This window comes from Enterobacter sp. SA197, from assembly GCF_054131575.1.
The window spans coordinates 723376-743730 of the sequence record NZ_CP096393.1; the positions used below are offsets into that span (position 1 = coordinate 723376).

Genomic DNA, 20355 nt, shown 5'->3' on the forward strand with positions numbered 1-20355 from the left:
TCGAGTGTCCAACTGGAAGGAAAAACTTATCGTTTGCACGATATTATCAGCAACTGCATCGTATAGCTTACCGGCGTTATCTCTGGAATTTAAAAGTGCGTTTGGTTCAATTAATGCTGGATATGCAGACTGGAACAGTGGTTTTGTGAATGTTCACCGTGGAGAGGTCTGGAAAGCAACCGCGGATTTCGGGGTCAATTTTCGCGAAGCTGAGATTTATTCTTTCTTTGAGAGCAACGTATTAAACCACTCGGTGGCGGGGCGAAATCATACTGTTTCTGCTATGGCGCATGTTCGTCTTTTTGATACTGATTACAGTTTCTTTGGGAAGCTTTATGGGCAATGGGATAACTCATGGAGCGATGATTTAGATATGTTCTATGGCTTAGGCTATTTAGGCTGGCAAGGAAAAGAGGGCTTTTTTAAACCTTACATTGGCTTGCATAACCAATCTGGTGATTACGTATCACAACAATATGGGCAAACCAGTGGCTGGAATGGATATGTTCTTGGCTGGACCGCGGCTTATTTCTTTTCAGCGTGGGAACAGAAATTCGTGCTATCAAACTGGCATGAATTTGAATTTGACAGAAATGATGCTTATGCCGAGCAACAACATGGTCATACAGGAATAAATGGTGGACTGACGCTGGCGTGGAAATTTTATCCGCGTTGGAAAGCTGCGATTACCTGGCGCTATTTTGATAATAAGCTCGGCTATGACGGGTTTGGTGATCAAATGATTTATATGTTGGGCTATGAATTTTAACTTTATTCAGAGGATCTGAAATGAAAAAAACTTTTATTGCCAGCATGATTGGTCTGGCATTGTGCGGCGGCAGCACACTCTCATGCGCACAGGCGGCAGAGGTGAAACGCCCCAATCTGGTGATCATTCTCACTGATGATTTAGGCTATGGTGATTTAGGCACTTATGGTCATCAAATTGTTAAGACGCCGAACATCGATAAATTAGCGCAGGAAGGCGTTAAATTTACCGATTATTATGCGCCTGCCCCTTTATGCTCACCCTCACGTGCCGGGTTACTGACCGGGCGTATGCCATTCAGGACGGGTATTCGTTCATGGATCCCCGAAGGTAAAAATGTTGCGATTGGTCGTAATGAACTGACGATTGCCAATTTATTAAAAGAAAATGGTTATGACACTGCGCTGATGGGAAAACTGCACCTTAATGCCGGGGCCAACCGTACTGACCAGCCTCAGGCCAGGGACATTGGTTTTGATTACTCCCTGGTCCATGCGGGTGGGTTTATTACCAATGAGCGGTTGGCGAAGGCGAAAGAGCGCCCCCGCTATGGCGCTGTCTATCCCGATGGATTTATTCGTAATGGCACACCGCTGGGAGAGGCCAAATTATTAAGCGGTGAGCTGGTAAGTACAGAAGCCGTTAACTGGCTGGATAAGCGCGCCAAAACGAATAGTGAGAAACCTTTCTTCCTGTACGTGGCTTTCACTGAAGTACACACCCCGGTGGCCTCACCCAAAAAGTATCTCGATATGTATTCGCAATATATGAGCGATTACCAGAAGAAGCATCCTGATATGTTCTACGGCGACTGGGCTGATAAACCCTGGCGCGGTCCGGGAGAATACTACGCCAATATTAGTTACATGGATGAACAGGTGGGTAAAGTGCTGGAAAAAATTAAGGCGATGGGGGAAGAGGATAACACCATCATTATTTTTACCAGCGACAATGGTCCGGTGACACGCGAAGTTCGTAAGGTATATGAACTGAATATGGCCGGGGAAACCGACGGCCTGCGTGGACGTAAAGATAATCTATGGGAAGGGGGCATACGCGTTCCCGCCATTATTAAATACGGTAAGCATCTGCCACAAGGCATGGTCACCGACACGCCAGCATCTGGTCTGGACTGGATGCCGACCCTTGCACAGATGATGAAATTTGAGTTGCCCAAAGATCGCACCCTTGATGGTCAGTCACTGGCACCCGTGTTTGAAAAAGCGGAACTGAAGCGTCAAAAACCACTGATTTTTGGTATCGATATGCCCTTCCAGGATGACCCGACCGATGAGTGGGCGCTGCGTGATGGTGACTGGAAGATGATTATCGACAGGGAGGGGAAAGCAAAATATCTCTACAACCTGAAACAGGATCGTGCGGAAACGATGAATCAAATCGGGAAAAATCCTGAGGTAGAAAAACGTCTCTATCAAGAGTTCCTGAAATATAAGCAGGATATTGATAATGATTCGCTGATGAAAGCACGCGGCGAGAAGCCAACGCCAGTGACCTGGGGTTAATGCATTTAATAATAAAAAAACGTTATGCCACTTAGGGCGCTGCCCGCCCGATCTCTTTTTTGAAGAGATCGGGTCATTTTTATTTCAGGGAGCAAAAATGATGCGCAGAAAAAGTTGCCAGGTGATGATCAAACCTACCGGTTCAGTTTGTAATCTGGACTGTCAGTACTGCTTCTACCTGGAAAAAGAAAAACTCTACCCCGCAAGAAAAAAGCACTTCAGGATGAGTGAAGTTACGCTCGAAAAGTTGATTCAACAGCACATTGAAGCACAAGAGGTTGATGAGGTGATCTTCGCCTGGCAGGGCGGGGAACCGACCCTGATGGGGATTGATTTTTATCGTAAAGCGGTCGACTTACAAAAACGCTATGCCAATGGAAAAAGGATTATTAATACCTTCCAGACCAATGGTGTGCTGGTAGACGATCGATGGTGCGCTTTTTTTAAGGAGCACGCGTTTCTGGTTGGCATTTCAATTGATGGCGATGCCGCGCTGCATGATAAGTGGCGCGTCACCCGCTCCGGTAAACCGACGCATCGCCGGGTGGAGCAGGCTCTTTTTTTGCTGGTGCAGCACGGCGTTGAGTTTAATACCCTGACGGTTGTCAGCCAGACTAATGCCTCCCGACCGCTTGACGTTTATCGTTATCTTAAAGAGAAAGGCAGTAAACACATGCAATTCATCCCTCTGGTGGAACGACGCAGCAGTGGATGTGATGCGAAGCCGCTGGCCCATCCTGACGCACACTCGACCTCGGTTATGCCCTGGTCAGTGGGTTCGCTACAGTTCGGTAAATTTCTTTGCGCAATCTTCGATGTCTGGATTCGGGAAGATATTGGTCATATTGATGTTCAGTTGTTTAACCAGACCCTGGCGGCATGGTGTGAACTTCCCCCTCAGGTCTGCATTTTTGCCCCGCGTTGTGGCAGCGCATTTGCGCTGGAGATGAATGGTGATGTTTACAACTGCGATCACTATGTTTATGCCGATTATAAAGTGGGCAATATCAACCAAATCTCGCTAAAAGAAATGAATAATGGGGAACAGAATCTCGACTTTGCAGACAATAAGTATCGTAGCCTGTCCGGTGAGTGTCACTCCTGTCCGTGGCTTTTTGCCTGTTATGGCGGCTGTCCCAAACACCGCTTTTTGCCTTCGCGCACCGGCGACAGGCAGCAAAACTACCTGTGCGAGGGCTATCGGTACTTCTTTAGCCACACGGCTGAGTTAATGGGGGCCATGAAGACGTTGTTTCAACATGGCTATTCACCCGCTGATATCCAAACGGTTATAGGGTAGTCAGCCCACATTCAGAAGGAACTGCAATGTTTAAACATATCAACGTGAACTCCTGTAAAACGGTGGGGTGTAAAAACATCGGTCTACTGGAAAGTCCTGATTACCAGCCTCTCGGGGACAACGTTCTCTGTCGTGAATGCGGATTTTTATTCCCGCTTATTGCAGAGACGGCCCTCAATGCTTTTCGCGGGGCGGTCAATTACCCGTGGAAAGGAATTATCAGACAGTGTCCTGATTGTGGTGGAATAGCGCTGAAACGGCATGGATATGCCGCAGGTGGGAAAGCCAGACTGTTATGCCGACATTGCAACCGGACCTTTTTGTCTACCGCGACTCACGGGGAGACGAAAGTTCAGGGGGCATTATCTGAAGCCATTACCGCAGGTGTTACCCTCGCGGAGTTACGCAAAACACTTAAGATTGATAACACTGCGCTGGCCCGGCAGCTTGCCCGGTTATCGCTGCAAGCGAATCGGGAGATGTCCGGTTTGCGTTTCCCCGCCCTTGATATTGCGCTCAGTACACGTGCTTTTACGCTCAATTTTAATGATTCAGAGAATAAGCTTTACACGCTGGTGACGGCTGAAGTGGGGAGTGGCAATATCGTCGCTGTCTCGACTAACTACTCACCGCTTCCTGTGGATAGTGTCTACCAGTATTCTTCCCGTTTCGCAGAACGCCCCATTCCTGGAACCCTTGTGCATCTTGTGCAGCGAAAAGAGAAGATGACGGCAAGGCGTGGCCTGCTTTTCGATATTGATTATGGCGCGGCGAAGCTATGGAAAAATGATTCAGGTATGCTTGTTAAGCCGGTTTTACCTGCCTATCGGCATTTTGAGCTCGTTAAACGTCTGACGGATGAACGTTCCCTCAATGTGCTGCACTTTCTTGAGCATGAATGCTTTATTTTTGGAGGGTGCCTGATGGCGAATTATAGCGATGTGAATCGCGGTCGATGCCACATTTCGTTTGTCACCGAACGAGGCATTCAGCGAACGGACCAACATTACCCGCCTCGTTATTTTCTGGCAGGGGGAATACGCAACAACGCATGGCGCTATTTTTCTCATCGCGAGTATGCAATGGGCGTTTCAAACCTGACGGGCAATAAAAAAATGAGTCAGGTTAGCCAGGCGACGTTGTTACCCGCGACACGATTTATTCATTTCATTGAATCGCATCCTTTTTCCGGCCAAATGCAGCGCCTCTCCCCGGCAAATGTTGGCAGGGTGCTCGATTACCTCCGCTATGAATACAATCAAAAAATGCTGGCATGAGATTCTGGTGTGGCGATGCAGAGGGCGCATTCGAGAAAACGAGTGAAGCTAATCGGGGGGCGTAGCGCTAAAAAAACTCGGTTAAACCGAGTTTATCCTCAAAAATTATCTGATTTTATCGAGCTTTCTTACGCGGTAATATGGCCCTCCTTCAGGGAGCCGTTTATCGGGAGAAAATCATGAAATTTTTACAACGCTTCTTTAGTAGCGATGTTTCGGGAGGCATTGTCCTCATTATTGCCGCTGTGCTGGCGATGCTTTGCGCAAATCTCTCTTTTACTCAGGCAGGGTATCAGTCCTTTCTGGACACGCCTGTCGCCTTCAAAGTGGGCGCGCTTGAAATCAACAAAAACATGCTGCTCTTTATCAACGATGCGCTGATGGCGGTGTTTTTCCTGATGGTGGGCCTGGAAGTGAAGTATGAACTGGTGCAGGGCGCACTGGCCACACGTCAGCAGGCGATATTTCCCGTCATCGCTGCCCTCGGGGGCATGGTGGCACCAGCATTGATTTATCTGGCGTTCAATTTTCACGATCCGGTAGTCAGCCATGGCTGGGCTATTCCAACGGCGACCGATATTGCTTTTGCCCTGGGCGTACTGGCTTTGCTGGGTAATCGTGTTCCCGTTGTACTGAAAGTGTTCCTGATGGCGCTGGCAATCATCGACGATCTGGGCGCTATCATCATTATTGCCCTCTTTTACACCAGTGACCTGTCGATGATGGCCCTGGGCGTAGCAGCGGCTGCTATCGTCGCGCTGGCGCTGCTTAATATCTTGAATGTCCGGCGCACCGGTATCTATATCCTGGTGGGGCTGGTGTTATGGACGGCAGTGCTCAAGTCAGGGATTCACGCCACGCTGGCGGGCGTCATTCTGGGTTTCTTTATTCCGTTGAAGGAGAAGGACGGTGTTTCACCCGCCCGGCAATTGGTTGAGGTTATTCATCCGTGGGTGGCCTGGCTTATTCTGCCATTATTTGCTTTCGCAAATGCCGGCGTGTCGCTGGACGGTGTTTCGTTAGGCGGCCTGACCTCCGCGCTGCCGCTGGGTGTCATCGCCGGTTTACTGATTGGCAAACCGGTCGGTATCACCCTCTTCTGCTGGCTGGCATTACGGCTGGGCCTGGCAAAACTCCCTAAAGGCGCGGCCTTTAAGCAAATCATGGCGGTAGGCGTGTTGTGCGGCATCGGCTTTACCATGTCCATTTTTATCGCCACGTTAGCCTTCGGTGATGCCGACCCGCATAGCGTCGGTTGGGCGAAACTGGGGATCCTGACGGGCTCTGTTCTGTCTGCCATTATAGGTTACTGCCTGTTGCGCACACGGATCGTCCGTTAACCTCTGACGGGAAGGCGAGTGACCGCCTTCCCGTTATTTTACTCCGGGAGCGAAGCGGCGATGTCGAACATTAACTACAACCATTTGTACTATTTCTGGCATGTCTACCGGGAAGGTTCGGTTGTCGGGGCTGCAGAGGTACTATTCCTGACGCCGCAAACCATCACCGGGCAGATCAAATCGCTGGAGGAGCGGTTGCAGGGGAAACTCTTTAAGCGCCGGGGAAGAGGGCTGGAACCCACGGAACTTGGCGAGCTGGTGTTTCGCTATGCGGACAAGATGTTCACGCTCAGTCAGGAAATGCTTGATATCGTTAACTATCGCAAAGAGTCACATCTGCTTTTCGATGTGGGCGTGGCGGATGCGTTATCAAAAACGCTGGTCAGTGGCATTCTTGATGCCGCCGTGCAGGAAGGGGAGCCCATTCACCTGCGCTGCTTTGAATCGACGCATGAAATGCTTCTTGAACAGCTCAGCCAGCACAAGCTCGACATGATTATCTCCGACTGTCCCATTGATTCTACGCACCAGGAAGGGCTGTTTTCGGTAAAGATCGGCGAGTGCAGCGTCAGTTTCTGGTGTCAGAAACCGGCGTTAAAAAAGGCGTTTCCGGCCTGTCTGGAAGAGCGCCGGCTGTTGATTCCCGGGCGCCGTTCAATGCTCGGCAGAAAGCTGCTGAACTGGTTTAATTCGCAGGGACTCAATGTTGAGATTCTCGGTGAGTTTGATGACGCCGCACTGATGAAATCCTTTGGCGCGGCGCACAACGCCATATTTGTTGCCCCCACGCTGTATGCGCAGGACTTCTATTCTGACGACACTATGCTGGAAATCGGGCGGGTGGAGAATGTGATGGAGGAGTATCACGCCATCTTCGCCGAACGTATGATTCAGCATCCGGCGGTGCAGCGCATCTGCAATCGCGATTACGCCTCGCTCTTTCGCGGCCTGTGACGCGTTACGACATGTTTCGCTAAGCGACGAAGCATTCTGATCTCCGTGCCGTACATTTATCACCGTTAATTCATAGAGGTGATAAATCATGATAGCGGTACTTTTTGAAGCAGAGGCGATTGTCGAAAAACAGGCGCGATACCTCGAACTTGCAGCGCAGCTCAAGCCACTCCTGAACAGGATTGATGGCTTTATCGACCTGGAGCGGTTCCAGAGTCTGACCACGCCTGGCAAAATCCTTTCATTATCCTGGTGGCGTGACGAGGCTTCGGTTCTTGAATGGAAGAAGAACCACTTTCATCGCGCGGCACAGAGTGAAGGTCGGGAAGCCATTTTCTCGTATTATCGCATTCGTATCGCCCGACTTCAGCGTGAATATTCGTCGGAAAGTCGGGGGTAAGGCAATGTACGATATTCATGTGATTCTGAAGAACGCACCGGGTGAACTGGAGAAATTGGGTAAGACGCTGGGCAGCAATGGCATTGGCCTTGAAGGTGGGGGCGTTTTTACCACAGGAAACGAAGCCCATGCCCATTTTCTGGTTGCAGAGGGGGTAAGGACGCAGGCGGTGCTGGACGCGGCGGGTTTTCAGGTGGGTGGTGTGTCACGCCCACTGATCCGTAAGCTGAAGCAGGAACGGCCAGGCGAGTTAGGGGAAATTGCCGCTGCACTGGCGTTACGTGGAGTGAATATCCTGGTACAGTACAGCGATCATGCTAATCAACTTATTCTGGTGACCGATAATCCGGCCGTCGCCAGTGAGGCCACAGAACCCTGGGAGGTCACTGTTCATGACTGCGAGTCATCCTGAGCCGCTTGCGGAGGACGATGCGCCTGAACGCTCAATCGCGGTGGTCGCTGCCGCGATGTCCGATACTTCGCGGGTTAAAATGCTCTGCGCGCTCATGGACGGGCGCGCATGGACCGCCACTGAGCTTAGTACGGTGGCCGATATTTCGGCCTCCACCGCCAGCGCCCATCTTAGTAAGTTACTTACCAGTCATTTAGTCAGTTGCCTGAGCCAGGGGCGCCATCGTTACTTCCGTCTTGCCGGGCAGGACATTGCACAACTCATTGAGCAGATGATGGGGGTGTCCTGGCGGCGGGTAAATCCTCCCACAACCCGAACGCCCGTGGCCTTAAGACGAGCGCGTACCTGCTACGATCATCTTGCCGGTGAACTGGCAGTAAAAATCTATGATGCTCTGCAGAAGAAAGGGGAGATAGCGGAGGATGGCGGCACGCTAACGGCCCAGGGGATGGCATTGTTCTCCCGTATCGGTCTGCCGTTAGCAGAAAAAACCACCCGCAGGTTGTCCTGTGCCTGCCTCGACTGGAGCGAAAGACGTTTTCATCTTGGCGGACAGGCGGGGGCGCTACTGCTGCAGTACTTTGAACAAAAAGGGTGGCTCCTTCGGACGCCGGGCTATCGGGAAGTGACCTTTACGGAAGAGGGCATGCGGGGATTACAAACGTTATTCGCTATCGACGATAAATAGCAGGCATAAAAAAACCCGCATTAAGCGGGTTCTTTTTACAAAGCACAACAAGCGGGCGATTAAGCCAGTTTGCTGATCTGTGCAGTCAGGTTAGCTTTATGACGTGCAGCTTTGTTTTTGTGGATCAGACCTTTAGCGGCCTGGCGATCCACGATCGGTTGCATATCGTCAAATGCTTTCTGTGCAGCAGCTTTGTCGCCAGCTTCAATCGCAGCGTACACTTTCTTGATGAAAGTACGCATCATAGAGCGACGGCTTGCGTTGTGTTTGCGAGCCTTTTCAGACTGAACGGCGCGCTTCTTAGCTGATTTGATATTAGCCAAGGTCCAACTCCCAAATATGATCTATATGGACAATTCAAAGGCCGAGGAATATGCCCTCTTAGCCTTCTTTTGTCAATGGATTTGTGCAAATAAGCGCCGTTAAATACAACGCTCGTTACGTAGTGATGGCGCAGGATTCTACCAGCTTGCTGTCGATGAATACAGCTTTTCCACGATAAAAATCGTTAACCAGGCCAGTTTTTCGTACCAATGGTGGGCAGCTTAATGAAATCCTTCCCCTTTCTGGCGCCATCAGGCAATCGTCGGTTAACGTTGCACGTTGTACAAGGTATAATCCGACGATTTTCACTGTTTTGAGCCAGACATGAAGCTGATACGCGGCATACATAATCTCAGCCAGGCACCGAAAAAGTGTGTGCTGACTATTGGTAATTTCGACGGCGTTCATCGTGGTCATCAGGCGCTATTACAAGGGCTTAGCGAGGAGGGCCGCCAGCGTGGCCTGCCTGTTGTGGTGATGATCTTCGAACCGCAGCCGCTTGAACTTTTTGCAGGTAACAAGGCCCCGGCACGCCTGACCCGTTTACGTGAAAAACTGCACCTGTTGGCAAAATCAGGTGTGGATTACGTACTCTGTGTCCGCTTTGACCGCCGGTTTGCAGCATTAACGGCGCAAAATTTCGTCAGTGACCTGCTGGTCGACAAACTGGGCGTGCAATTTCTTGCTGTCGGGGATGACTTCCGCTTTGGTGCTGGTCGACAGGGCGATTTCTTGTTATTACAGAAGGCCGGGCAACAATACGGCTTTGACGTCACCAGTACACAAACATTTTGTACCGGTGGCGCGCGCGTGAGCAGCACGGCGATACGCCAGGCGCTGGCAGACGATAACCTTCAGCTTGCCGAAGCGTTACTGGGCCACCCGTTCAGTATTTCCGGGCGCGTCGTTCACGGTGATGAACTGGGACGCACCATAGGTTTTCCGACGGCGAATTTACCGCTACGTCGTCAGGTTTCCCCGGTTAAAGGGGTCTATGCGGTAGAGGTGGTCGGTTTAGGTAATACATTACTACCCGGCGTTGCCAATATTGGCACGCGCCCAACGGTTGCAGGCGTACGCCAGCAGCTGGAAGTTCATATCCTGGACGTTGTAATGGACCTTTACGGACGCCATATAGATGTAATACTGCGTAAAAAAATACGCAACGAGCAGCGATTTGGCTCGCTGGATGAACTGAAAGCGCAAATTGCGCGTGATGAGTCAACGGCCCGCGAGTTCTTTGGGCTATCAAAACCGGCTTAACTGCCTGACACGTAATAAATACGGAACCGAGAATCTGATGAGTGACTATAAATCTACCCTGAATTTGCCGGAAACAGGGTTCCCGATGCGTGGCGATCTCGCCAAACGCGAACCGGGAATGCTGGCGCGTTGGACCGATGATGACCTGTACGGCATCATTCGTGCAGCCAAAAAAGGCAAAAAAACCTTCATTCTGCATGATGGCCCTCCCTATGCGAATGGCAGCATTCATATTGGTCACTCAGTAAACAAGATTCTTAAAGACATTATTGTGAAGTCCAAAGGACTCGCAGGATATGACTCGCCTTACGTACCAGGCTGGGACTGCCATGGTTTACCTATCGAGCTGAAAGTAGAGCAGGAATTTGGCAAGCCGGGCGAGAAATTTACCGCCGCTGAGTTCCGCGCAAAATGCCGCGAATATGCTGCCACTCAGGTTGACGGCCAGCGCAAGGACTTTATCCGCCTTGGCGTGCTGGGTGACTGGTCACGTCCGTACCTGACGATGGACTTCAGAACCGAAGCCAACATCATCCGGGCGCTGGGTAAAATCATCGGTAACGGTCACCTGCATAAGGGCGCGAAGCCGGTGCACTGGTGCGTAGACTGTCGTTCTGCGCTGGCAGAAGCGGAAGTCGAGTATTACGACAAAACGTCCCCGTCTATTGACGTCGCGTTTGAAGCTGTCGACCAGGATGCCATCAAGGGCAAATTCGGCCTGCCAGCGGTAAGCGGTCCTGTCTCACTGGTTATCTGGACCACCACCCCGTGGACGCTGCCGGCTAACCGCGCTATCGCTCTCTCCCCGGAGTTTGACTACGCGCTGGTGCAGATTGACGGTAAAGCGGTTATCCTGGCGAAAGACCTGGTAGAAAGCGTGCTTAAACGCGTCAACATCAGTGAATACAGCGTACTGGGTACCGTGAAGGGCGCTGAGCTTGAGCTGATGCGCTTCAAACATCCGTTCCTGGACTTTGATGTTCCAGCGATCCTTGGCGATCACGTCACCCTGGAAGCCGGTACCGGTGCGGTACACACCGCAGGTGGCCACGGCCCGGACGACTACACGATCAGTCAGAAATACGGTCTGGAAATTGCCAACCCGGTTGGCCCGGATGGCGCGTATCTGCCGGGGACTTTCCCGGTTCTTGATGGCGTAAACGTCTTTAAAGCCAACGACATCATCGTCAACCTGCTGCGCGACAACGGTTCGCTGCTGCACGTTGAAAAAATGCAGCACAGCTACCCATGCTGCTGGCGTCATAAGTCGCCGATCATTTTCCGTGCGACCCCGCAGTGGTTCGTGAGCATGGATCAGAAAGGTCTGCGCGCGCAGTCGCTTTCCGAAATCAAAGGCGTGCAGTGGATCCCGGACTGGGGTCAGGCGCGTATTGAATCCATGGTGGCTAACCGTCCGGACTGGTGTATCTCCCGTCAGCGTACCTGGGGCGTGCCGATGTCTCTGTTCGTGCATAAAGAGACGCAGGAACTGCATCCGAACACGCTGGAACTGATGGAAGAAGTGGCGAAGCGCGTCGAAGTGGACGGCATTCAGGCCTGGTGGGATCTCGATTCCCGCGACATCCTGGGCGCTGATGCAGACCACTACGAGAAAGTGCCGGATACCCTGGACGTCTGGTTTGACTCCGGTTCCACCCACTCCTCTGTTGTTGACGTTCGTCCTGAATTTGCTGGCCACGCAGCGGATATGTATCTCGAAGGTTCTGACCAGCACCGTGGCTGGTTCATGTCCTCTCTGATGATCTCCACTGCCATGAAGGGCAAAGCACCTTATCGCCAGGTACTGACTCACGGTTTCACCGTTGATGGCCAGGGTCGTAAGATGTCTAAATCCATCGGCAACACCGTGTCGCCGCAGGATGTTATGAACAAACTGGGCGCGGACATCCTGCGTCTGTGGGTCGCATCTACCGATTACACGGGCGAAATGGCGGTCTCTGACGAGATCCTCAAACGCGCTGCCGACAGCTATCGCCGTATCCGTAACACCGCGCGCTTCCTGCTGGCAAACCTCAATGGTTTTGATCCGGCGAAAGACATGGTGAGTCCGGAAGAGATGGTGGTGCTGGATCGTTGGGCGGTGGGCTGTGCGAAAGCGGCACAGGAAGACATCGTCAAAGCCTACGAGTCTTACGATTTCCACGAAGTGGTGCAGCGCCTGATGCGTTTCTGCTCCATCGAAATGGGCTCGTTCTACCTCGACATCATCAAAGACCGCCAGTACACCGCGAAAGCTGACAGCGTGGCGCGTCGCAGCTGCCAGACCGCACTGTTCCATATTGCCGAAGCACTGGTGCGCTGGATGGCGCCAATCATGTCCTTCACCGCCGATGAAATCTGGGGCTATCTGCCAGGTGAGCGCGAGCAGTATGTCTTCACCGGTGAGTGGTACGAGGGGCTGTTTGGCCTCGCCGCAACCGAGGCGATGAACGACACCTACTGGGACGAGCTGCTGAAAGTGCGTGGTGAAGTCAATAAGGTTATCGAGCAGGCGCGCGCAGACAAGAAGGTCGGTGGCTCTCTGGAAGCGGCAGTCACGCTGTTTGCTGAGCCTGAACTGGCTGCCAAACTGACGGCGCTGGGCGATGAATTACGATTTGTCCTGTTGACCTCCGGTGCACAAGTTGAAGATTATGCTCAGGCTTGTGCTGATGCCCAGCAGAGCGAACTGCTCAAAGGGCTGAAAGTAGCATTGAGCAAAGCCGAAGGAGACAAGTGCCCGCGCTGCTGGCACTACACTCAGGACGTCGGTAAGGTGGCGGAACACGCAGAAATTTGCGGACGCTGTGTCAGCAACGTTGCCGGTGACGGCGAAAAACGTAAGTTTGCCTGATGAGTAAATCTGTCTGTTCAACAGGGCTGCGCTGGCTATGGCTGGTTGTGGCCGTGCTGATTATTGATCTTGGCAGCAAGTACCTGATCCTCCAGAACTTCGCTCTGGGGGATACGGTGTCGCTGTTCCCGTCACTTAATCTGCATTACGCACGTAACTATGGCGCGGCGTTCAGTTTTCTTGCCGATAGCGGTGGCTGGCAGCGTTGGTTCTTTGCTGGTATCGCGATCGGTATCTGTGTGGTGCTGACGGTGCTGATGTACCGCGCTAAGGCATCGCAGAAGCTGAACAATATCGCCTATGCGCTGATCATTGGTGGGGCGCTTGGCAATTTGTTCGATCGCCTGTGGCATGGTTTTGTCGTCGATATGATCGATTTTTATATGGGCGACTGGCATTTTGCTACCTTTAATCTTGCGGATACGGCCATTTGTATTGGCGCCGCGTTGATTGTGCTGGAAGGCTTCTTGCCTTCCGCCGAGAAAAAAGCCGCATAACATTGCCGGGTGGCGCTTATCAGGTTTTCTTGCCTGATAAGCGCATCGCCATCAGGCCCAACAAGTGAGCAAACCTGCATGTCAAAATCCATACAGAGTAATAGCGCGGTGCTGGTTCACTTCACGCTCAAGCTCGAAGATGGCTCCACCGCTGAGTCGACCCGCAATAATGGTAAACCTGCTCTGTTTCGCCTGGGAGACGGTTCGCTCTCTGAAGGACTGGAACAGCACCTGCTGGGGCTGAAAGAGGGAGATAAAAAAGCCTTCTCTCTGGAGCCTGATGCGGCGTTTGGTACACCGGTTCCCGATCTGATTCAGTACTTCTCGCGCCGTGATTTTATGGATGCAGGGGAGCCTGAAATCGGTGCGATTATGCTCTTTACCTCTATGGATGGCAGCGAAATGCCGGGCGTGATCCGTGAAGTCAACGGCGACTCTATCACCGTGGACTTTAATCATCCGCTGGCAGGCCAGACCGTTCATTTTGATGTTGATGTACTGGAGATTGAGCCAGTACTGGAGGGGTTGAATGCAGATTCTGTTGGCTAACCCACGCGGTTTTTGCGCCGGGGTTGACCGTGCTATCAGCATTGTTGAAAACGCACTGGAAATTTACGGTGCGCCCATTTACGTTCGTCACGAAGTGGTTCATAACCGCTACGTGGTAGACAGCCTGCGCGAACGCGGGGCGATTTTTATTGAGCAAATCAGCGAAGTGCCTGACGGCGCAATTCTCATTTTCTCTGCGCATGGCGTATCCCAGGCGGTGCGCAATGAAGCAAAAAGTCGCGACCTGACGGTCTTCGATGCTACCTGCCCGCTGGTAACGAAGGTGCATATGGAAGTCGCACGTGCCAGCCGCCGTGGCGAAGAAGCCATCCTGATTGGTCACGCTGGTCACCCGGAAGTGGAAGGGACGATGGGCCAGTACAGCAACGAGAAAGGCGGTATGTATCTGGTGGAGTCACCCGACGACGTCGCCACGCTGAACATCAAAGATGTTGGCAAGCTCTCGTTCATGACCCAGACCACACTCTCGGTAGACGATACGTCAGAAGTGATAGATGCACTGCGTGAGCGTTTTCCCAAAATTGTGGGGCCCCGCAAAGACGATATCTGTTATGCCACGACCAACCGTCAGGAAGCGGTTCGTGCGCTGGCGGAGCAGGCTGAGGTGGTGCTGGTGGTCGGGTCGAAAAACTCGTCTAACTCAAATCGCCTCGCGGAGCTGGCCCAGCGTATGGGCAAATCGGCTTATCTGATTGATGATGCTTCAGATATTCAGGAAGTCTGGGTAAAGAACATCAACTGCGTGGGCGTCACCGCAGGGGCATCTGCTCCGGATATCCTGGTGCAAAACGTGATTACCCGTTTACAGGAGTTGGGTGGCGGCGACGCTATACCGCTGGAAGGGCGTGAAGAGAACATTGTTTTCGAAGTGCCAAAAGAGCTGCGGGTGGATGTACGCGAAGTCGAATAACCTTTTTGCGTTGCCAGTATGAGATGATGCCAGACTACGGTCTGGCATTTTTTATGGAGGAGTTATGCGTCTGCCCATTATTCTCGACACCGATCCGGGAATTGACGATGCGGCGGCCATCGCCGCCGCGCTTTTTGCCCCTGAGCTTGATCTGAGGCTGATAACCACGGTCGCAGGTAATGTCTCGCTGGAAAAAACGACGCGCAATGCGCTACAACTGCTGCATTTCTGGAATGCCAGCGTGCCCGTCGCGCAGGGGGCGGCCACCCCGTTACTGCGCCCGCTTCGCGACGCTGCGACTGTTCATGGCGAATCGGGAATGGAAGGGTACGCTTTCGTGGAGCATCAGCGCCAGCCGCTGGCGAAACCGGCATTCGAAGCTATTCGTGATCAGCTGATGGCATCGCCTGAACCTGTCACGCTGGTTGCGATTGGCCCCTTGACCAATATTGCGCTGCTGCTGACGCACTATCCTGAGTGTCAGTTCAACATCTGCCGCCTTGTCATGATGGGAGGCTCCGCCGGGCGCGGCAACTTCACCCCCAATGCGGAATTCAATATCGCCATTGATCCGGAAGCCGCCGCCCGGGTGTTCAATAGCGGAATTGAGATTGTGATGTGCGGTCTGGACGTGACAAATCATGCCACCCTGACGCCTGAATATCTGGCCTCCTTGCCTGCGTTGAATGAGACGGGAAAGATGCTCCATGCCGTGTTCAGCCACTACCGCAGCGGCAGTATGGCGACGGGTCTGCGCATGCATGATCTTTGCGCCATCGCCTGGCTGGCGCGTCCTTCTCTGTTCACGCTTAAACCCTGCTTTGTGGCGGTTGAGACGCAGGGCACATGGACAGCGGGGACCACGGTTGTGGATATTGAAGGTAAACTCGGAAAACCCGCCAACGCGCAGGTGGCGCTGGGTATCGATGTTGAGGCGTTCCGGGAGTGGGTTGCCAGCGTCATTCGTCTCGCGCCGTAATCGCCATTTTCTCACCCAGATAATCAATCATGGCCCGCATGCGTGCGGGCATATGCCTGCCTGACGACCACAGCAGCCAGAGTTCACCTGAATAGGCACTGATAAACTCCCACTCCGGCAGAACCTGCACAATCTCTCCGCTCGCCAGTTTTTCTCTGGCGGTAAACAGCGGCAGGCTACCAATACCCACATGATTCAGTACTGCATCCAGTCGTACGCCCGTGTGGTTGGCCGCATAGCGTCCCTGCGTTTGCAGGGTGACGGTCTTGCCGTTTTTGCAAAATTTCCAGCGTGAATCGGCAGGGGTTTCCCCCAGACTGATACAGCTGTGACTGCGCAAATCTTCTGGCTTTTCAGGCCTCCCGTGCTGTTGCAAATAGGCGGGTGTGGCGCAAATGAGATGGCGGATGGGCATTAAGGCTTTGCCATACAGGCCTGGTGAAGGGGAGTTGGTTATCCGCAGCGCAAGATCGATGCTCTCATCAATCAGATCCATATACCTGTCTTCCAGGCGCAGGCGCACGTTGACCTGCGGGTATGTTGCCAGAAAGTCACGCATCAGTGGATGAATAACAAAACGACCCACGGCTTTCGGCACACTGATGGTGAGCGTACCCTGGGCGATGTCCTGCACGCTACTACCCACATCCATCGCCAGTTTTGCCGCATCCAGCATGGTCTGTGCATGTGCGAAGACGGCATGTCCGGCGTCGCTTAGTCGCAGTTTTCGGGTGGTGCGGTGCAGCAATTTACTCCCCAACGCTTCTTCAAGGCGTGACACGCAGCGGCTCATCGCGGAGGGGGTGGCACCCGTCACCCGTGCGGCTGCAGAGAAGCTACCCTGTTCGACAATCTGAACAAAGGTGGCGAGATCGGGAAGTAAGGTAATGTTCATTTGTGTCTGCCAGGCAAAAGTGCGTTGAGGGAAGGACCGATTATCTTCATTACCGAAGATAATATACTGATGTCATTGAGAGGAGAAAATGAATGACCCAACGAGATTACTACACCTGTGATGAGACCGACGGAGAGGCGAATGTCCTGCGCTGTGTTAGCGCCGAGGATGGCGGTTTTAATGTAGAACTGGACGCAACCCTGTTTCACCCTCAGGGCGGTGGACAGCCTGCTGACAAGGGCTGGATTAATGAAGTTGCGGTGTTGGGCGTATTTAATGAGGGTGACAGCGTATGGCACCGTACCTCTGCGCCCATTGAACCCGGACGGGTGTCTGTCCGGGTCGACCGCGAACTACGACGCCTGCATTCGCGCTGGCACTCAGCCGGGCATTTGATTGGTTATGCAGGTGAAATGCATCAATTGCAGCCCGTAAAAGCGCATCACTGGCCGGGGGAAGGGCGTATTACCTTTACCGGTGCCAGCGCATTGCCAGATGGGGCTGCCCTGGAGGCGCTTATCACGGGATGGGTTGCAGAAAATCTTCCGCTGAACGTTGCGTTCGTCGATGGCAAACGACAGGTCCGTTTTGGTGAACTGCCGGCTTATGGCTGCGGGGGAACCCATATGCCAGCGACCGGTGAAATTGGTCTCATTACGCTCACCACCATAAAGCTCAAAAAAGGACAACTGATAGTGAGCTATAGCGTTGACTGACTCAGGCAGTGATATTCAAGGGTAATGCCGTGCCCGAAAGCATCTCATCGCCTTTCTGCTTTCGGGGACAGCACGTCCAGCCAGTTTTGCTTTGCAAATCGCAACATGCGCACTCATGCCTTTTACTGATACTTCATGCTGTTTATCATTTAATTCTTATTATCGTCGTTTTCAGTTGGCAGCCACGCCGTGGGCTGGTTAATCTGGAAGCGATTTCAGCATTTTATTAACAAAAGAGTACAACTATGCATGATGCACTAATCCGCGTTGCTATCGCGGGTGCCGGCGGGCGTATGGGCCGTCAGTTAATTCAGGCCACCCTGCAAATGGAGGGCGTTGCCCTGGGCGCAGCGCTGGAGCGTGAAGGCTCTTCCCTGCTGGGTAGCGACGCGGGAGAGCTGGCGGGTGTGGGCAAAACGGGCGTCACCGTCAGCAGTTGTCCTGAGACGGTAAAGGATGATTTTGACGTCTTCGTCGATTTTACCCGGCCTGAAGGCACGCTGGCGCACCTGGATTTTTGCCGCAAGCATCAAAAAGGGATGGTGATTGGCACCACCGGCTTTGATGATGCGGGCAGGCAGGCCATTAGTGACGCCGCGAAAGAGATTGGTATCGTCTTTGCCGCCAACTTCAGCGTGGGGGTGAACGTCATGCTGAAGTTGCTTGAGAAAGCAGCAAAAGTGATGGGTGAGTATACGGATATTGAAATTGTGGAGGCCCACCATCGCCACAAAGTGGATGCCCCGTCGGGCACCGCGCTGGCTATGGGTGAGGCGATTGCCCACGCCCTCGATAAAGATCTAAAAGAATGCGCCGTATACAGCCGCGAAGGATATACCGGCGAGCGCGTACCTGGCACCATCGGTTTTGCGACCGTGCGCGCGGGTGACATCATCGGCGAACATACCGCGATGTTCGCAGATATCGGTGAACGCATAGAGATTAGCCATAAAGCCTCAAGCCGTATGACATTCGCAAACGGTGCCATTCGCTCCGCTTTGTGGCTAAAAAACAAGGATAAAGGCCTTTTTGATATGCGTGATGTGCTCAGTCTTAACGATTTGTAAGTTTTATTACCCATCGTGATGTGGTTATTGCAGTCTTAACTTATTGATTGCATAGGGCAATATTTTATTGCCCTTTTATTTTATGCTTCACAAGGATTAATTTAATCCAGTCCCCTGTTTTGTGGCTTTATTAGCACTATTTTTGTCTCAAAAATGTTAATTTTGACCATCTGGTCTGGTTTTTAAGCCCCTGACGACAACCCTACCGTTTTCACCGCTGCGCAAGCGTTTACGTAGACGCATAAAGCTGATCTTTTCTATCCTTATTTCATGCTATTCTTTCCTGGGGCGCAAAAAGACATGAAAAATATGCGCGATAAGTTGACTTTTACCCTTCATGTCTCCAGAATGCCGCCGTTTGCAAAAAATTCGCGGCTACGCAGATTTGCATTGATTCAAGGGCTATATTTGAATTAATATGCAAATAAAGTGAGTGAATATTCTCTGGAGGGTGTTTTGATTAAGTCAGCGCTATTGGTTCTGGAAGACGGAACCCAGTTTTACGGTCGGGCCATAGGGGCAACAGGTTCGGCGGTTGGGGAAGTCGTTTTCAATACTTCAATGACCGGTTATCAAGAAATCCTCACTGATCCTTCCTATTCCCGCCAAATCGTCACTCTAACTTATCCCCATATCGGTAACGTCGGCACTAACGCCGCTGATGAAGAGTCCTCTCAGGTACATGCGCAAGGTCTGATTATTCGCGACCTGCCGCTGATTGCCAGCAACTACCGCAACACCGAAGACCTCTCTTCTTATCTGAAACGCCATAACATTGTGGCCATCGCCGATATTGATACCCGTAAGCTGACGCGTTTGTTGCGTGAGAAAGGGGCACAAAACGGCTGCATTATCGCGGGAGATAATCTGGATGCTGCGCTGGCGCTGGAAAAAGCCAAAGCGTTCCCGGGTCTGAACGGGATGGATCTGGCGAAAGAAGTCACTACCGCTGAAACCTACAGCTGGACGCAGGGAAGCTGGACGCTTGCAGGCGAGCTGCCGGAAGCGAAAAAAGAGAGTGAGTTGCCGTTCCATGTGGTGGCCTACGATTACGGCGCAAAACGTAACATTCTGCGTATGCTGGTTGATCGCGGCTGCCGCCTGACCGTGGTGCCGGCCAAAACCCCGGCAGAAGACGTGCTGAAAATGAATCCGGACGGCATCTTCCTTTCCAACGGCCCTGGCGACCCGGCACCGTGCGATTACGCTATCAATGCGATTAAATCCTTCCTGGAAACTGAGATTCCCGTCTTTGGCATCTGCCTTGGTCATCAGCTTCTGGCTCTGGCAAGCGGCGCAAACACCGTGAAGATGAAGTTCGGCCACCACGGCGGCAACCATCCGGTGAAGGATATTGACAACAACACGGTGATGATTACCGCACAGAACCACGGTTTTGCTGTGGATGAAGCCTCCATGCCTGCCAACCTGCGAGTGACCCACAAATCACTCTTTGATGGCACCCTGCAGGGGATCCATCGCACCGATAAACCGGCGTTCAGCTTCCAGGGACACCCGGAGGCGAGCCCGGGGCCGCATGATGCCGCGCCGCTGTTTGACCATTTTATCGAGTTAATTGAGCAGTACCGTCAGTCCGCGAAATAATCAGGAGTTAAG

At 52.4% G+C, this 20355-nt stretch carries 20 protein-coding genes and 1 pseudogene; 19 read left to right on the top strand and 2 right to left on the bottom strand.

The window, feature by feature from the left end; all coding sequences use genetic code 11:
* The first annotated feature begins 4 nt into the window (after positions 1–4).
* The 9 genes from M1D91_RS03335 to M1D91_RS03375 all read left to right on the top strand — a co-directional run bounded on the left by M1D91_RS03335 (position 5) and on the right by M1D91_RS03375 (position 8663).
* Positions 5–769 (top strand): outer membrane protein OmpK, encoded by a 765-nt coding sequence (locus M1D91_RS03335; RefSeq protein ID WP_437431110.1) that lies wholly within the window; start codon positions 5–7, stop codon positions 767–769.
* A gap of 20 nt (positions 770–789) precedes the next feature.
* The gene (locus M1D91_RS03340) at positions 790–2292 is read left to right on the top strand and encodes a sulfatase family protein (RefSeq protein WP_437431111.1); all 1503 of its coding nucleotides are present in this window, start codon (positions 790–792) and stop codon (positions 2290–2292) included.
* Positions 2293–2389: 97 nt separating this feature from the next.
* Positions 2390–3592: an anaerobic sulfatase maturase gene (locus M1D91_RS03345; RefSeq protein ID WP_437431112.1), complete on the top strand. Its 1203-nt coding sequence runs from the start codon at positions 2390–2392 to the stop codon at positions 3590–3592.
* Positions 3593–3618: 26 nt separating this feature from the next.
* Positions 3619–4869 carry a transposase gene (locus M1D91_RS03350; RefSeq protein ID WP_437431113.1) on the top strand — a complete coding sequence of 417 codons (1251 nt, stop codon included), beginning with the start codon at positions 3619–3621 and terminating at the stop codon, positions 4867–4869.
* A gap of 179 nt (positions 4870–5048) precedes the next feature.
* Positions 5049–6209 (top strand): Na+/H+ antiporter NhaA, encoded by a 1161-nt coding sequence (gene nhaA / locus M1D91_RS03355; protein ID WP_437431114.1) that lies wholly within the window; start codon positions 5049–5051, stop codon positions 6207–6209.
* Between the two features lie 60 nt (positions 6210–6269).
* Positions 6270–7163 carry a transcriptional activator NhaR gene (gene nhaR / locus M1D91_RS03360; RefSeq protein ID WP_437431115.1) on the top strand — a complete coding sequence of 298 codons (894 nt, stop codon included), beginning with the start codon at positions 6270–6272 and terminating at the stop codon, positions 7161–7163.
* An 88-nt stretch (positions 7164–7251) separates the two neighbouring features.
* Positions 7252–7563 carry an antibiotic biosynthesis monooxygenase family protein gene (locus M1D91_RS03365; protein WP_437431116.1) on the top strand — a complete coding sequence of 104 codons (312 nt, stop codon included), beginning with the start codon at positions 7252–7254 and terminating at the stop codon, positions 7561–7563.
* A 4-nt stretch (positions 7564–7567) separates the two neighbouring features.
* The gene (locus M1D91_RS03370; protein ID WP_437431117.1) at positions 7568–7975 is read left to right on the top strand and encodes an amino acid-binding protein; all 408 of its coding nucleotides are present in this window, start codon (positions 7568–7570) and stop codon (positions 7973–7975) included.
* A complete protein-coding gene (locus M1D91_RS03375) occupies positions 7956–8663 on the top strand; it encodes an ArsR/SmtB family transcription factor (protein WP_437431118.1) in 708 nt (235 codons plus the stop codon). Before M1D91_RS03370 ends, M1D91_RS03375 begins: the two co-directional genes overlap by 20 nt.
* 59 nt (positions 8664–8722) lie before the next feature.
* Here the strand turns inward: M1D91_RS03375 and rpsT are convergent, their stop codons facing one another.
* A complete protein-coding gene (gene rpsT, locus M1D91_RS03380) occupies positions 8723–8986 on the bottom strand; it encodes a 30S ribosomal protein S20 (protein ID WP_437431119.1) in 264 nt (87 codons plus the stop codon).
* 103 nt (positions 8987–9089) lie between these two features.
* On the opposite strand from rpsT, the pseudogene M1D91_RS03385 reads away from it, so the two are divergent.
* From M1D91_RS03385 to rihC, 7 genes and pseudogenes are all read left to right on the top strand, one after another.
* A pseudogene (locus M1D91_RS03385) lies at positions 9090–9304 on the top strand (DUF2575 domain-containing protein).
* 7 nt (positions 9305–9311) lie between these two features.
* Positions 9312–10250: a bifunctional riboflavin kinase/FAD synthetase gene (gene ribF / locus M1D91_RS03390; RefSeq protein WP_437431120.1), complete on the top strand. Its 939-nt coding sequence runs from the start codon at positions 9312–9314 to the stop codon at positions 10248–10250.
* Between the two features lie 37 nt (positions 10251–10287).
* The gene (gene ileS, locus M1D91_RS03395) at positions 10288–13104 is read left to right on the top strand and encodes an isoleucine--tRNA ligase (RefSeq protein ID WP_437431121.1); all 2817 of its coding nucleotides are present in this window, start codon (positions 10288–10290) and stop codon (positions 13102–13104) included.
* Positions 13104–13601 carry a signal peptidase II gene (lspA, locus tag M1D91_RS03400; protein ID WP_437431122.1) on the top strand — a complete coding sequence of 166 codons (498 nt, stop codon included), beginning with the start codon at positions 13104–13106 and terminating at the stop codon, positions 13599–13601. The genes ileS and lspA overlap by 1 nt, the downstream gene beginning before the upstream one ends.
* A gap of 78 nt (positions 13602–13679) precedes the next feature.
* Positions 13680–14150: an FKBP-type peptidyl-prolyl cis-trans isomerase gene (fkpB, locus tag M1D91_RS03405; RefSeq protein ID WP_437431123.1), complete on the top strand. Its 471-nt coding sequence runs from the start codon at positions 13680–13682 to the stop codon at positions 14148–14150.
* The gene (gene ispH / locus M1D91_RS03410; protein WP_437431124.1) at positions 14131–15081 is read left to right on the top strand and encodes a 4-hydroxy-3-methylbut-2-enyl diphosphate reductase; all 951 of its coding nucleotides are present in this window, start codon (positions 14131–14133) and stop codon (positions 15079–15081) included. Before fkpB ends, ispH begins: the two co-directional genes overlap by 20 nt.
* A 64-nt stretch (positions 15082–15145) precedes the next feature.
* Positions 15146–16060 (top strand): ribonucleoside hydrolase RihC, encoded by a 915-nt coding sequence (gene rihC, locus M1D91_RS03415; protein WP_437431125.1) that lies wholly within the window; start codon positions 15146–15148, stop codon positions 16058–16060.
* On the opposite strand, the gene M1D91_RS03420 is transcribed toward rihC, so the two are convergent.
* Entirely contained in the window at positions 16041–16955 is a 915-nt protein-coding gene (locus tag M1D91_RS03420; RefSeq protein WP_437431126.1) for a LysR family transcriptional regulator, read from the bottom strand. The genes rihC and M1D91_RS03420 overlap by 20 nt on opposite strands.
* A gap of 92 nt (positions 16956–17047) precedes the next feature.
* On the opposite strand from M1D91_RS03420, the gene M1D91_RS03425 reads away from it, so the two are divergent.
* The 3 genes from M1D91_RS03425 (at position 17048) to carA (ending at position 20343) form a co-directional block, all read left to right on the top strand.
* Complete coding sequence (locus tag M1D91_RS03425; RefSeq protein ID WP_437431127.1) at positions 17048–17671, top strand: alanyl-tRNA editing protein; 624 nt, start codon at positions 17048–17050, stop codon at positions 17669–17671.
* Positions 17672–17916: 245 nt separating this feature from the next.
* The gene (dapB, locus tag M1D91_RS03430) at positions 17917–18738 is read left to right on the top strand and encodes a 4-hydroxy-tetrahydrodipicolinate reductase (protein WP_437431128.1); all 822 of its coding nucleotides are present in this window, start codon (positions 17917–17919) and stop codon (positions 18736–18738) included.
* Between the two features lie 456 nt (positions 18739–19194).
* Complete coding sequence (gene carA / locus M1D91_RS03435; RefSeq protein ID WP_437431129.1) at positions 19195–20343, top strand: glutamine-hydrolyzing carbamoyl-phosphate synthase small subunit; 1149 nt, start codon at positions 19195–19197, stop codon at positions 20341–20343.
* Positions 20344–20355 lie beyond the last annotated feature (12 nt).

What these genes read in the sequence shown, in the direction of transcription:
- fkpB (WP_437431123.1), top strand. Translation starts at nt 13,680, where the DNA reads ATGTCAAAATCCATACAGAGTAATAGCGCGGTGCTGGTTCACTTCACG.
- M1D91_RS03375 (WP_437431118.1), top strand. Translation starts at nt 7,956, where the DNA reads ATGACTGCGAGTCATCCTGAGCCGCTTGCGGAGGACGATGCGCCTGAA.
- lspA (WP_437431122.1), top strand. Translation starts at nt 13,104, where the DNA reads ATGAGTAAATCTGTCTGTTCAACAGGGCTGCGCTGGCTATGGCTGGTT.
- nhaR (WP_437431115.1), top strand. Translation starts at nt 6,270, where the DNA reads ATGTCGAACATTAACTACAACCATTTGTACTATTTCTGGCATGTCTAC.
- ileS (WP_437431121.1), top strand. Translation starts at nt 10,288, where the DNA reads ATGAGTGACTATAAATCTACCCTGAATTTGCCGGAAACAGGGTTCCCG.
- M1D91_RS03365 (WP_437431116.1), top strand. Translation starts at nt 7,252, where the DNA reads ATGATAGCGGTACTTTTTGAAGCAGAGGCGATTGTCGAAAAACAGGCG.
- M1D91_RS03425 (WP_437431127.1), top strand. Translation starts at nt 17,048, where the DNA reads ATGACCCAACGAGATTACTACACCTGTGATGAGACCGACGGAGAGGCG.
- M1D91_RS03340 (WP_437431111.1), top strand. Translation starts at nt 790, where the DNA reads ATGAAAAAAACTTTTATTGCCAGCATGATTGGTCTGGCATTGTGCGGC.
- M1D91_RS03370 (WP_437431117.1), top strand. Translation starts at nt 7,568, where the DNA reads ATGTACGATATTCATGTGATTCTGAAGAACGCACCGGGTGAACTGGAG.
- ispH (WP_437431124.1), top strand. Translation starts at nt 14,131, where the DNA reads ATGCAGATTCTGTTGGCTAACCCACGCGGTTTTTGCGCCGGGGTTGAC.
- ribF (WP_437431120.1), top strand. Translation starts at nt 9,312, where the DNA reads ATGAAGCTGATACGCGGCATACATAATCTCAGCCAGGCACCGAAAAAG.
- rihC (WP_437431125.1), top strand. Translation starts at nt 15,146, where the DNA reads ATGCGTCTGCCCATTATTCTCGACACCGATCCGGGAATTGACGATGCG.
- M1D91_RS03345 (WP_437431112.1), top strand. Translation starts at nt 2,390, where the DNA reads ATGATGCGCAGAAAAAGTTGCCAGGTGATGATCAAACCTACCGGTTCA.
- dapB (WP_437431128.1), top strand. Translation starts at nt 17,917, where the DNA reads ATGCATGATGCACTAATCCGCGTTGCTATCGCGGGTGCCGGCGGGCGT.
- M1D91_RS03420 (WP_437431126.1), bottom strand. Translation starts at nt 16,955, where the DNA reads ATGAACATTACCTTACTTCCCGATCTCGCCACCTTTGTTCAGATTGTC.
- nhaA (WP_437431114.1), top strand. Translation starts at nt 5,049, where the DNA reads ATGAAATTTTTACAACGCTTCTTTAGTAGCGATGTTTCGGGAGGCATT.
- M1D91_RS03350 (WP_437431113.1), top strand. Translation starts at nt 3,619, where the DNA reads ATGTTTAAACATATCAACGTGAACTCCTGTAAAACGGTGGGGTGTAAA.